The sequence below is a fragment of the Listeria cornellensis FSL F6-0969 genome (assembly GCF_000525855.1).
GTDB classification, from domain to species: Bacteria; Bacillota; Bacilli; order Lactobacillales; family Listeriaceae; genus Listeria_A; species Listeria_A cornellensis.
In genome coordinates this window covers 1-12,828 of sequence record NZ_AODE01000015.1, presented here as the reverse complement: position 1 = coordinate 12,828, position 12,828 = coordinate 1, and the positions used below count along the sequence as shown (strand labels likewise).

General features: G+C 43.4%; 10 protein-coding genes, 1 rRNA gene and 3 pseudogenes. 2 read left to right on the top strand and 12 right to left on the bottom strand.

The genetic code is table 11. The features are described from left to right. From PCORN_RS06915 to PCORN_RS06880, 9 genes and pseudogenes are all read right to left on the bottom strand, one after another. Nucleotides 1-80, bottom strand: a 16S ribosomal RNA gene (locus tag PCORN_RS06915); the annotation flags it as partial. A gap of 459 nt (nucleotides 81-539) precedes the next feature. After that, on the bottom strand, nucleotides 540-2,036 hold the full coding sequence (lysS, locus tag PCORN_RS06910) for a lysine--tRNA ligase (protein ID WP_036078804.1): 1,497 nt from the start codon (nucleotides 2,034-2,036) through the stop codon (nucleotides 540-542). 149 nt (nucleotides 2,037-2,185) lie between these two features. Beyond that, nucleotides 2,186-3,180, bottom strand: a pseudogene (dusB, locus tag PCORN_RS06905) (tRNA dihydrouridine synthase DusB). A 131-nt stretch (nucleotides 3,181-3,311) separates the two neighbouring features. Further along, nucleotides 3,312-3,791: a 2-amino-4-hydroxy-6-hydroxymethyldihydropteridine diphosphokinase gene (gene folK / locus PCORN_RS06900; protein WP_036078802.1), complete on the bottom strand. Its 480-nt coding sequence runs from the start codon at nucleotides 3,789-3,791 to the stop codon at nucleotides 3,312-3,314. Continuing rightward, nucleotides 3,784-4,158: a dihydroneopterin aldolase gene (gene folB / locus PCORN_RS06895; RefSeq protein ID WP_036078800.1), complete on the bottom strand. Its 375-nt coding sequence runs from the start codon at nucleotides 4,156-4,158 to the stop codon at nucleotides 3,784-3,786. The genes folK and folB overlap by 8 nt, the downstream gene beginning before the upstream one ends. Nucleotides 4,159-4,173: 15 nt before the next feature. After that, nucleotides 4,174-4,959, bottom strand: a complete 786-nt coding sequence (gene folP, locus PCORN_RS06890; RefSeq protein ID WP_036078809.1) for a dihydropteroate synthase — start codon at nucleotides 4,957-4,959, stop codon at nucleotides 4,174-4,176. 512 nt (nucleotides 4,960-5,471) lie between these two features. Beyond that, complete coding sequence (locus PCORN_RS06885; RefSeq protein ID WP_051999306.1) at nucleotides 5,472-6,401, bottom strand: class F sortase; 930 nt, start codon at nucleotides 6,399-6,401, stop codon at nucleotides 5,472-5,474. Between the two features lie 15 nt (nucleotides 6,402-6,416). Further along, nucleotides 6,417-6,632, bottom strand: a complete 216-nt coding sequence (locus tag PCORN_RS20175) for a hypothetical protein (RefSeq protein WP_241433108.1) — start codon at nucleotides 6,630-6,632, stop codon at nucleotides 6,417-6,419. Between the two features lie 211 nt (nucleotides 6,633-6,843). Further along, nucleotides 6,844-7,764, bottom strand: a complete 921-nt coding sequence (locus PCORN_RS06880; protein WP_241433107.1) for a hypothetical protein — start codon at nucleotides 7,762-7,764, stop codon at nucleotides 6,844-6,846. 186 nt (nucleotides 7,765-7,950) lie between these two features. Here PCORN_RS06880 and PCORN_RS06875 point away from each other — a divergent pair, with 186 nt between their 5' ends. Further along, the gene (locus PCORN_RS06875; RefSeq protein WP_036078798.1) at nucleotides 7,951-8,523 is read left to right on the top strand and encodes an RNA polymerase sigma factor; all 573 of its coding nucleotides are present in this window, start codon (nucleotides 7,951-7,953) and stop codon (nucleotides 8,521-8,523) included. After that, on the top strand, nucleotides 8,510-9,235 hold the full coding sequence (locus PCORN_RS06870; RefSeq protein ID WP_036078796.1) for an anti-sigma factor: 726 nt from the start codon (nucleotides 8,510-8,512) through the stop codon (nucleotides 9,233-9,235). Before PCORN_RS06875 ends, PCORN_RS06870 begins: the two co-directional genes overlap by 14 nt. 328 nt (nucleotides 9,236-9,563) lie before the next feature. On the opposite strand, the pseudogene cysK reads toward PCORN_RS06870, so the two are convergent. From cysK to PCORN_RS06855, 3 genes and pseudogenes are all read right to left on the bottom strand, one after another. Beyond that, nucleotides 9,564-10,488 (bottom strand): annotated as a pseudogene (gene cysK / locus PCORN_RS06865) (cysteine synthase A). A 104-nt stretch (nucleotides 10,489-10,592) separates the two neighbouring features. After that, nucleotides 10,593-11,477, bottom strand: coding sequence for an Hsp33 family molecular chaperone HslO (gene hslO / locus PCORN_RS06860; protein WP_036078794.1), 885 nt, complete (start codon nucleotides 11,475-11,477; stop codon nucleotides 10,593-10,595). Nucleotides 11,478-11,498: 21 nt separating this feature from the next. Next, nucleotides 11,499-12,264 (bottom strand): annotated as a pseudogene (locus PCORN_RS06855) (type III pantothenate kinase). Between the last annotated feature and the right edge of the window lie 564 nt (nucleotides 12,265-12,828).

Sequence of the window (12,828 nt, the reverse complement as noted above, 5' to 3'; positions counted from 1 at the left end):
TTCGTTCGGTTCGTTTCGACTTGCATGTATTAGGCACGCCGCCAGCGTTCGTCCTGAGCCAGGATCAAACTCTCTTTAAAATAAAGATGAATCTGAATACTTATTCAACACCGTGAATAAGATCCTTGCGTCAAAATGACTTCGCTAGCAAATTACTTTACTAGTATTACTTTTAGAAATAGCTTTCTATTTCCGCCCTGCGATTCTTACCTAGAAACATCTCTGTCTCTATTGGTTTTATCTTTGTTTCTGTTCAGTTTTCAAAGGTCATTTCAGAAGCGCTAAACTCATTTAGCAGCAACTCTTATATCTTACACTTCCTAGCGATGTTTGTCAAGAACTTTTTTTCAAAAAAAACATTTTTGACTCTTAGTTGCTTTTATCTGTTTGCTGGAACGATTACTAATATATCACGTTTTCGAGACCTTGGCAAGCTTATTTGACAAAAAAAGTTCACATTTTAAAAAAATTTTTTCAAAAGCTCTTTTTCTGATAAAAAATCGCGTTTTCGATAGCTATCAAAAACGCGATTTTTCCGGTTAATCTCTTGGTTTCATGGTCGGAAATAATAGAACATCTCTGATAGATGGTGCATTGGTTAACAGCATTACCAACCTATCCATTCCTATTCCTAGTCCTCCAGTTGGTGGGAGACCGTATTCTAATGCTTCTAAGAACTCTTCGTCCATGCTATGCGCTTCATCATTACCATGTTCACGTTCTGAGACTTGAGCCTCGAAGCGTTGGCGTTGATCAATTGGGTCGTTTAATTCTGAGAAGGCGTTACCGTGCTCACGACCTACTATGAATACTTCGAAACGATCCGTGAATCGAGCATCGTCTTTATTCGTTTTAGCTAGCGGAGATATTTCTATTGGATGTCCATAGATAAATGTTGGCTGAATCAGCTTCTCTTCGACGAATACTTCAAAAAACTCATTAAGGATATGCCCGTACGTCATGTGTTTGGTTATCGGGACATTATGTTCTTTTGCTAGTGCTTGGGCTTCTTCTGTTGTTTGAACGTCCCAGAAATCTACACCTGCATATTGTTTTACGGCATCTACCATATGTAGACGTGCCCAATTCGGAGTTAGATCGATTTGTTCTTCGCCATATGTGATGACAGTGGTACCATGTAATTTTTGGCATACCGTTGAGATGAGACCTTCTACTAGTTCCATGATATCTTCAAAATTTTCGAAGGCTGCGTATGTTTCTAACATGGTGAACTCTGGATTGTGTCGAGTGGAGACACCTTCGTTACGGAATACGCGTCCGATTTCATATACTTTGTCCATTCCACCTACTATAAGGCGTTTTAGATGTAATTCTAGCGCAATGCGGAGATATAGTTGCATGTCTAGCGCGTTGTGGTGCGTTATGAATGGTTTCGCCGCCGCTCCTCCTGCAATTGTGTGCAGAACTGGGGTTTCGACTTCCAGATAGCCAATGTTGTCTAGGTAGTTACGTGTGTATTGCATGATTTTGCTACGCATCACGAAACGTTGTTGGCTTTCAGAATTGGTGATTAAATCCAAGTAGCGTTGACGGTAGCGTTGTTCTACGTCTTTTAATCCATGAAACTTGTCTGGTAACGGGCGCAATGATTTGCTTAGCATTGTGAATTCTGTCGCTTTTACGGATAGTTCGCCTGTATTTGTTAGAAAAATCGTTCCTTTGACGCCTACAATATCGCCTAAATCTGCTAGTTTGAAAATGTCATAAACTTCTTCTCCAACGCCATCTTTACGAATATAAATTTGAACTTGGTGGAAACGATCTTGAATATGCGTGAAACCTACTTTTCCTTTTACACGTTTGGTCATGATACGTCCAGCAACGGTAACTTCTATCGCCGCTTCTTCTAGTTCTTCTTTTGTTTTACCTTCATATTGAGTTACGATTTCTTCCGGGCTGATCGTGCGGACGAATTTTGCGCCGAATGGATCTACGCCTTCCGCTCTTAGTGTATCTAGTTTTTCACGACGAACGATTAGCTGGTCGTTTAATTCTTCATGGTTCTCGTTGGACATATTTGACACTCCTATTCTTTTCAAGTTATACAGATAGTTTCATTATACGCTCAATTGGGTTGACTTTTCTAGTTTTATTTAAAAAAAAGTTGCCTCTGGGTGTAATGAGACAATTTCGGATTGAAAAATTAGACCTGGAATCTCTGGCTTTATTGTTTCGCTAAGCTCTTTTCTTCATATTGAAATACGAATCCTCTTAAGATGGCTTCCATTTCGATGTATTCTTCGGCTTGATTTGCAGCAACTTTGGCTCGGGTGCTTCCGCGTGCCCCTTTTAGGTAGTATGCTGCGTGTTGACGGAATTCGCGGACGGCAATTTTTTCACCTTTTATCGCAATGAGACGGCGTAAATGAAGTAAGGCTGTTTCGATTTTGTCGCGTGGTTCTGGTTCCGGGAGTAGTTCGCCGGTTTCCAGATAGTGCACGGTTCGGTAAATCATCCACGGATTCCCAAGGGCAGCTCGGCCAATCATGACGCCATCTGCACCGGTTTGCTCAAGAATCGCTTTGGCGTCTTCTGGTGTTTGGACGTCTCCATTTGCCATAAACGGGATGGAAATATTCTTTTTGACTTCGGCTAGGACGTTCCAGTCTGCTTCACCTTCATACATTTGAACGCGGGTGCGACCGTGCATCGCGATAGCGCTTGCTCCTGCGCGTTCTGCTGCTTGGGCGTTTTCGACGGCAAACACGTGCTCAGCATCCCAACCAATACGCATTTTCACAGTGACTGGTTTATCGACTGCATCTACTACGGCGGCAACCATGTCGTATACTTTATCGGGATTTAGAAGCCACTTGGCGCCCGCTTCACATTTGATGATTTTATTGACTGGGCAACCCATGTTGATGTCGATGATGTCGGCGGTCGTGTTTTCTGACACGAATTTTGCGGCTTCTACTAATGTATTTTTTTCACCGCCAGAAACTTGTAAGCTTAGCGGTTTTTTCTTTTTTCATCGATGTAGAGCATGTTGAGTGTTTTGGCGTTACGTTGCACGATCCCCTTATCGCTTATCATCTCGCAACACACAAGTCCGGCGCCGAATTCTTTGACCGTTAGACGGAACGCGGAATTCGAGATTCCTGCCATCGGTGCGACGACGACTCTATTCTTAATGGGTACATTGCCAATTTTCCACATAAAAATGTTCCTTCTTTCTTGAAATAGAATAACCGCCGGGATACGTGATCCATGATGTCAGCGGTTTGTTTTCTCCTTTTGAAACAGTATTGTTATGGTAACATATCTCGTAAAAAGCGCAAGTGTCTATTTTACCAGTCTAATTGGATGTCTGTCTTGTGGATGCCTTGATCTATTAAGACTTCTTCTTGCAAAAGTGGTTCTGCGATGGCTGGCGCGATTTCTTGTAGCGGAATCATGACGAATGCTCGCTCCGTCATTCTTGGATGTGGTAGTTCGAGAGTTTTCGTTTGTTGGGTAACGCCATCATATAGAAGTAAGTCGATGTCGATGAGACGCGGGCCCCAGCGAATAAGGCGGACGCGGCCTAGTTCGGACTCGATTGCTAAGCCTTTTTGTAAAAGGGTTTCTGGATCTAATGTTGTTTGAATAGTTACGGCAATGTTTAGGAATGCTTCTTGGTCTTCGAAGCCAACTGGGTCGGTTTCGTATACGCTGGAGACGCTTTCGATGGTTATTCCTGACTCAGTTTGTAGCGCTTTTAGGGCCTTTTCTAGATTTTCTTGGCGATTTCCGATGTTTGTGCCGATTGATAAATAGGCTTTATGCAATTTCGACACTCCTTGTACGTGTTATTTCTACCGCTACGGAGTGATAGTGCCCTGGAATTGGCGGATTCGGCTTGATGACTTTGACGGTGATTTCTTTTAATAGAGGATATCCTGCTAAAACTTCTGTCGCTATTGTTTCTGCGAGCGCCTCGATTAGTTGGAATCGTCGTTTTTCTGTGATTTCCTTTACCGTTTCGTATACTTCTGCATAACTGACGGTGTCGCTTACTTCATCACTTTTCCCCGCTTTTTCCGTGGATAAACCCAGCGTGAGCGAGACGATGAATGTTTGGCCTAATGTATTTTCTTCTGGCATAACGCCGTGATATCCGTAAAAAGCTAGTTTATTTAAATAAATTTTATCCATTTTAAAAATTCCCCCTTAATTAGTTGGCGCCTCGGTATTACCTAGAATTGCGTCTGTCATCGTAATCATGCGCGCTATCGGTTTCACATCGTGTACTCGGAAAATCGTGCAGCCTTTTACTTGTCCATATACCACTGTCGCACCGGTTCCCTCCATACGTTCATCGGCAGGCAGATCTAGAACTAGGCCAATGGTCGACTTGCGACTCGTTCCTAGCAAAACTTCATGACCTAGGGCTACTATTTCATCGATCCTTCGCAAAACTTCAAGATTCTGCGCTGGTGTTTTGACAAAGCCGAAACCTGGATCTAGTAAGATATGATGGTTTGGAACGCCAGCTTGTTTTGCGATGTCAATGCTCGCTTGTAAGTCTTGTTTTACATTTTCAAAATAATTATCATAATCGCGATTGGTTCGGTTATGCATTAAAATGATTGGCGTCGCAAAGGCAGCGGCTACTCTGGCTATTTCAGGATCTCTTTTTGCGCCCCATTGGTCGTTAATAATGTCTGCACCTGCTTCGATTGTAGCAATGGCCACTTCTGATTTCCACGTATCAATCGAGATCCAAACATCCGGCAATGCCTCACGAACAGCTTTGATTGCAGGGATAACGCGTGCCAACTCCTCGTCGACCGGAATTTCACGGTACCCAGGCCTTGTTGATTCCCCGCCGATATCGATAATCGTAGCGCCATCTTGGACCATTTGAATAGCTTTGTCTTTCACTTGTTGTTCGGTTATGTAATTTCCACCATCCGAAAAAGAATCCGGCGTGACATTCAAGATTCCCATAATCATTGTAGGATGCGCTGTTTGCCATAGTTTACTCAACAAAATCACCTCTTTTTTATATTAGTATAGCATGAATCTTTCCAATTCAAGACCCACATTGCCTTTAGAACGCAACAAAAAACCAGCGCGGAAAAGGGAGTAACCACGCTGGTCAAAAAGGGAGTGTTAAGTTTTCATTTTAAAAAGGGAAAAAATGAAACTTGGTTTTGCTTGTTATTAGCTTATAAATATATAATACCCTTCTAAAGCAAAATTTTAGTGAGGTTTGCGTTAGAAATTGATGAGAAAATATAAAAAAGCTGAAACGGACCATTCAGTACCGAAAAAAACTGGAAGGGGTGCAGTAAAAAGCCTCTCTTGCTTTTTATAGAGGCCATGAAGTTTTCGAGGGGCTGACCGTTGAAGCTGGATCTGATCGAAAAGCTGAAACGACTCGTTTAGAACCTGAAAACTGGAAAAGTCGCAGTGAAAGGCCTCTCTTAACTTTTACGGAAGGGAGGACGTAACATAAGCTACCATCACTCCACACTCATAGAATCCCCCGACGCTACGCCTTCACTATTCACAGAAACAATAACAAATCGCTTTCCTTTATCCCTTTTGACAATAACGCTCTTCCTCTCATTAGCCGACACACTCGCTAGCTTTACTCTTTTCTGATCCGTCACTTGATAGATTCGGTAGCCAATAACATCCGGTGACCGATTCGCGTACCATGTAATTGAATCACTTGAGCGTTTCACATTAGTTGGCGCTTTCGGGATTTCTTTTTTCATCGCGCTATCGTTTACTAGTTCCGCCGTCACTACGAGCCTGTCGATATGTGTTCGTCGCTCATAATCAAATGTTCCTGTACATGTAATCAAATTCAACAAGTGATTTGTCGATGAGCCAAATATCTGATTAATCGGGGCTTTTTCGGCTAAATAGCTCTTTTTGGCTTGCACTGTGAACGTTAGCTTTCTACCCACTTTATCTATCAAGAAAATTTTATCGCCGGCTTGGAGCTCTTTTAAATAGAAAAATACGGCGGGTCCTTTTTTACTGTCTACATGTCCTGCGATAACCGCATTTCCTTGGCTTCCTGGTTTATAACCTGGATTATACCAGCCTGTTTCGATGGTATTGTTTGGTACTTCCATTTGACCATTGGCGGTTTTTCCAACTTGTATCACTGTCGCATCGACTTGAATCGCTGGGATTTCAATCCGAGCTGGGATAATGCCTGTTTGTTTTTTCTGTTTTGTGGTTCGGATAGCATCGATTTCTCGCTGTTGGTTTGCATAGATTGGAAACTCGGCGATCCAGCTTGTCATTTTCCCTTTTGTGGGTTGTTCATCGTGTTTGACTTGAATCGCAGGCTCGTTTTCCGTTGCGAATGGATGCAGCGCGAATGCCAAGATTATAATCGCTACGATTGCAGTGATACTAGTTAGAAAGGTTTTCATCGATTTCACCTCATTTTATTGGCGGTGTTGTTTCTTTTGTTGGCGAAAAATAATGAATCCTGCTCCAGCAAGGATGATAGCGCTGAGGCTGATCCAGATAGCTAGGTTATTATTCGTTTGTTCGCCACCGCCCATTCCTGTGTTAGGCATGCTTGTTGGCATTGTGTCGCTGAATTTATCTGGGAATTGAGTAACGATTGCGCCACCAAGGTTTTCACCAATCCCTGACATCAATTTATAACCTTCGCGGTATGATGCATATGAACCAGCGTAGTCTCCAGAAACGTATTTGTCGAATGTGTCTGTTACGGTTGTTTCGTGTTGCGTTACCGCAGCGATAGCATCTTTGGCCGGAAGATTCCCATCTGTTGCTGTTGCAAGAAAATTACCGAAGTCATTGGCAAATGTGTTGGTGAGTCTTGTTTTATCTTTTTGTTCGTTATCAGTAATTTTTGGCTGCTGTTGCTGCGGCTAGGTCGGCTTGGGCATTGATATGGTTTGTAGTCCAGATTTTTTCGAACTGGTTACCTGCATCTGCGCCGTAAATCGATGTGAATGCGGCTTTGAATGCGGCTGTGTTTTGATCTTGCGCCCAGTTTACGTAATCGTAGTCTGGATCGCCGTCATAGCCTTTTTCCATGCTTAACGTTGCTAGTGCGAAATGTTCGCTTCCAAGCATTGTTAGTGCTGAACGTAAGTCTGCTGCGGCTGAATCTGGTTTTGTGTTGTCGAATTTATCTGGATTTTGCGCTACGATAGCTCCTGAAATTGCTTTTCCCGCACCGAAAATTTGTTCAAAGCCTGCTAAATATGTTTTATAGGCTCCTTCGTAATCTTTTGCTACATATTGGTCAAATACTTGTTGGACGTCGGCTTCATGCTCTGCTAAAGCTTGTTTTGCGTCTGCTTCTGGTAGTTTACCGCCCGTTGCTGTGGATAGGAAGGATGCCATATCATTTACGAATTTGTCTACTTCTTTTGTTGCTGCGTCTTGGGCTGCTTTATCGCCATCTTTTACTGCTTGTGCGTAATCGTCTGTTGCTGCGTTATGTGGTGCGAAAATTGCCTCGAATTGTTTTCCGCCTTCTTCACCATAGATGGACGCGATTGCTGGTTCCATGTCTTTTGCGTTTTGATCTAGTGCTTTTGCGGCTTCTGGCGCTGCTTTATTGCCGTCGTATGTTTTAATCATCGTGTCCACTGCTAATGCGTAGTGTTCCGATAGTAAGTAATCGAGTGTAGCTCTCAAATCAGATGCAGGTGTTTTAACTGTTGGTGTTGTTTCTGCCGCATATGCCCCCGTTGCTGGTGAAACTATTAATACCAAACCCAATACTGGTGCTAACCATTTTTTCATTTTCATTTTTCCCACTCCTTTTGATTTGTTTTACATATAGCTTACGAATCGAATTTGGAAATGGATCACTTTTTTTTAAAATTATTTTATTTTCTGATCCAAAGCGGTTTTTCGTTCGTTAGTTTCTATAGAAGGACTTTTTTCCAAAGAATGTGCTATTCTAGTATTACCTTGGAGAAAAGGGGGATGAATATGCCTGAAAATGATGCTGTCCTTTATGAACGTATTGGGCAAGGCGATAAATCGGCGCTGGAGGAAATCTATAATCAGTATCACAAATTAGTGTTTTCTTTTGCGTATCGAATGACGGGAAACAAAGAGCAGGCGGAGGAAGTTGTGCAGGAGGTTTTTATGAAGCTGTGGGTGAAACCTGGTTTATATGATCCTCTGAAAGGGAAATTTGCTTCGTGGTTATTGACCGTGACGCGAAATCTCAGCATTGACCTCATGCGCAAACAGAAAGAAGTCCCTTATGAACTGCAAGAGGAACGGGAAAAACTCGCGGATGATGAACCGACACCGGATGAAATATTGGAATGGAAGGAGAAAAAAGAGATTTTGAAGCAAGCTATCGGGCACTTGAAAGAAAATCAGCAGGAAATGATTCACTTGTTTTATTTTAACGGCTATTCTCAGCAAAAAATCGCGGACCATTTCGGTATACCACTTGGGACTGTGAAGGGAAGGCTACGGCTGGCGTTGCAACATTTGCGAACGACGCTGAATACAAATGGAGAGAGGAGGGATTTGGATGAGCGAGCGTAATTATAGCGTACAGGTTTTGGATTATATCAATGGGGATTTGAGTGCGGACGCGCGGTTAGATTTTGAGGCGGCGATGGAACGGTTGCCGGAACTGAAGGCGGAAGTTCAGGAGCTTGAGGCTTTGATGGCTGATTTACCTTACTTATCTGAATCTGTAACTCCTCCTGAGGGTATGAAGGATCGCGTTTTAGGGAATGTGTTTGCACAGGAGCAGGAGACGGTGACGCCCAATGTGGTGGAAATCACGAATGTTGTACCTAAACGGAAACGGCGCTGGGTGATTCCTAGTTTGGTTGCTGCGTTGATTATTTCATTGGCGGGCAACTTCTATGTAATCGCGACGCGTGATCAGGATACGAAACAGGCGACGGAGGATACGGATGTTACGAAAAAATCAAAGGCCTTGCAAGCTTCTGAAAATGTGACGGCTAGCGCGACGGCTTCATTAATTCAGAAGGGGTCGCAAAATACGTTGGTGATCCAAGCTCGAGATTTGAATCGATTGAGTGGTGCTGAATGTTATCAGGTTTGGTTACTGCTTGACGGGAAACCGACGCGGGCTGGGACTTTTATAGCAAATGACGATGGGCATGGCGGTGTGATTCACTCCATTCCTGCGAACGCGAAGTTTGATACGGTGGCAATTACGATTGAGCCGGATAATAATAGTCAGACTCCGAAAGGACCAATTATTTTAAGTACACGTTTATAGTTAGGGGGAAAAGACGCTACGGCGTCTTTTTTTGTTTTCATGTCGATTGAGGTTCATCAAGTTTGCTAACTGGTCGTTCTGAGTTTGGTGTCTTAACCCACTGATGGATTACTTGCTCGTTTCGCTCTCATGCATATCGTTGCTCTAATTCAGCAAAGGATGCTTCATAAGAGCATAAACAAAAAACCAACGCGTTGGTGGCACGTTGGTTCCTTCTTTCCATCACGAGGAAGTAACGGAAATCGACTTATTTGTTGTGGTCTTACAAGTACTATAATATCGTATCCTAGCGAAATTTCACTGTGTTTTTTGTTAGAAGTCGATGAGATTATTCGAAATTGTAAAGCGCTGTGCTCAGGTAACGTTCTCCATTACTCGCCACTATGGCTAATACTTTTTTTCCCTGCGCCTAGTTCTTTAGCTAAGTTCAGCGCTGCAAATATCGTTGCTCCTGATGAAATACCTACTAGGATGCCTTCTTTTTTAGCAACTTCACGAGCTGTTTCTAATGCGTCTTCACTGGAAACTTTGAGAATTCCGTCGTATACTTTTGTATCTAATGTGTCTGGTACGAATCCAGCGCCAATTCCTTGGATTTTATGTGGAGATGGTGAATCACCTGAAAGTACTGCGGATTCTTCTGGTTCTAATGCGTAAATTTTAATGTCTGGGTAGTTTTTCTTAAGTACGTGCCCTGCTCCTGATACAGTGCCACCAGTTCCTACGCCTGCGATAAATGCGTCTAAGCCATCTTTACCGAACGCTTCCACGATTTCTGGTCCTGTTGTGCGTTCGTGAATCGCTGGGTTAGCGGGATTGTGGAATTGTTGGGGAACGAAATAGCCATGTTCTTTTGCAAGTTCGTCAGCTTTGGCAATCGCACCTTTCATCCCGTCCGGACCCGGTGTCAGCACTAATTCTGCACCATATGCTTGTAAAAGTTTGCGACGCTCCACGCTCATCGTTTCCGGCATTACAAAAATAGCGCGGTATCCTTTAGCGGCTGCTACCATCGCAAGACCAATACCTGTATTCCCACTCGTAGGTTCAATGATAGTATCGCCTGGTTTCAACGCACCCGATTGTTCCGCGTCTTCAATCATCGCGTTTGCAATACGATCTTTGACACTACCACCTGGATTTTGGAATTCTAGCTTCACGTATACGTCTGCACTACCAGCCTCGGGTAATCTGTTTAATTTCACGATTGGTGTCTTCCCGATTAAGTCTGTAATTGAGTTTGCAATTTTCATTTTCTCAACACTCCTTCATAGTTCTTTCTTCTACTGTAATCAATTCCGACCACTTTTGTCAAATTTAAAAGGTACCCCCAGAACTCAGGATACCTTCTACATACTTATTTTGCGTCTTCGTAAAATACTTCTAATTCAGATTCGTCGAAGTGATATTTATTTCGGCAAAAATGACATTCTGCTTCTGCGCCGTGATCTTCTTCAATCATTTGGCGAATTTCTGATTTCCCAAGAGATAGAATCGCTGAGCCAAAGCGTTCTTTAGAGCAGTTACATTCGAACGTTACTGGCATTTTTTCAAGAATTTGAAGTTTTTCTTCCCCGCCTGCTAATCTCGCTAAAATTTGTTCTGGAGTTTCGCCAGATTCAATTAAACGCGAAATCGTTGGGCATTCTTTTAAGTTTTTTTCAATTTCATCAATGATTGCGTCGTCTGCTCCTGGTAGTAGTTGCAACATGAAACCGCCTGCTGCCGCGATTGTATCATCTGGATTCACGAGCACGCCTACGCCTAGAGAAGAATTGATTTGTTCGGATTTAGCTAAGTAGTACGTGTAATCTTCGCCTATTTCTCCTGAAACAATTGGAACTTGTCCTGTAAAATTGGTGCGCATGCCAATATCTTTTACTACTGCAAGCGAGCCTTCTGTTCCGACACCGCGACGAACGTCCAATTTACCAAATTCGTTTAGCTCACTAAAGTGGACGTGAGGATTGGTAACATAGCCGCGAATCTGACCTTGCGTATTGCTATCCGTGATGATAGGACCGACTGGGCCATTTCCTTCAATTTTGACTGTTACTTTTTGATCTTCTTTTTGCATAGCACCTAAGAAAAGCGTTGCCGTCATCGATCTGCCAAGTGCGGCGGATGAGATGGACCATGTGTCGTGTCTGCGTTGGGCTTCACCGATTGCTTCTGTTGTTATCGCAGCGTATGCACGGACATTTCCGCCGTACGCTAATGCTTTTACTAAATAATCGCTCATTAAAATTAACTCCTTTATTGTTTATTGATTTCGTTCATACAAGATTCGCAACCCTTTTAATGTTAAAAATGGATCCACGATATCGGTTATTTCTGATTTGCCGCTGATGAGCCTTGCAAGACCGCCAGTTGCCACGATCATCGGCTCTGCGTTTGTCTGCTCTTTCATCGCTTTGACAATGCCTTCAAATTGGCCAATAAAGCCGTAGTAAATACCTGCTTGCATCGATGTGACGGTACTTTTACCAATGACTTTGGGCGCTTCTGTGATGTCTACACGGGGAAGTTTGGCGGCACGATTGTAGAGTGCTTCCGTTGAAATCATGATACCCGGCGCAATGGCTCCACCGTGATAGCGCGATTTCTCGTCGATATAGCAAAACGTAGTCGCTGTTCCAAAATCCACGATAATGGCTGGCACGCCGTATTCTTCAATGACAGCCACAGCGTTGACGATTCTATCAGCACCAACTTCCCGTGGGTTATCCACCTGTAAATTCAGCCCCGTTTTAATACCCGGCCCAACAACAAGCGGCGTAATTTCAAAATATTTAAAGCACATCGCTTCCAGAGAATGCATAATCGGTGGTACGACAGAAGAAATAATGATTCCATCGATAACCTTTGCAGAAATACCACCATACTGAAAAAAAATCTAGAACCATCATGCCGAGTTCATCTGATGTACGGTGACGATCCGTAGTCATTCGCCAATGCTTGCGTAGTTCCTTGCCTTCGTATACACCGATTGTGATGTTCGTATTCCCAACATCGATGACTAAAATCATACCTGTCACCATCCTTTTTCGTGATTTTTCTAGAGTATCATAACACGGATTCTGTGAAAAGCCGAGTAATTTGTCTTATTTTGACCAATGACAACGAAAAGCTGAAACGGCCCGCTCGCTCCGAAAAAAACTGGAGTGGCCGCAGTAAAAAGCCGCTCTTGCTTTTTATGGAGGGCGTGAAGTTTTCGAGGAGGTGGCCGTTGAAGCTAGATCCGGAGGCGCGAAGCATGACGCAGTGCGAGGAACGAATGCTCCCTATGTTCGCACTCATATTGAGGCTCTAAGGAAATACAGAACATTTCCTAAGACCCACAACAAAGCTGAAAACGGCCCGTTCAGCTCCGAAAAAAAAAAACTGGAGTGGCCGCAATAAAAAAGCCGCTCTTGCTTTTTATGGAGGGCGTGAAGTTTTCGAGGAGGTGGCCGTTGAAGCTGGATCCGGAGGCGCGAAGCATGACGCAGTGCGAGGAACGAATGCTCCCTATGTTCGCACTCATATTGAGGCTCTAAGGAAATACAGAACATTTCCTAAGACCCACAACAAAGCTGAAAACGGCCCGCTCA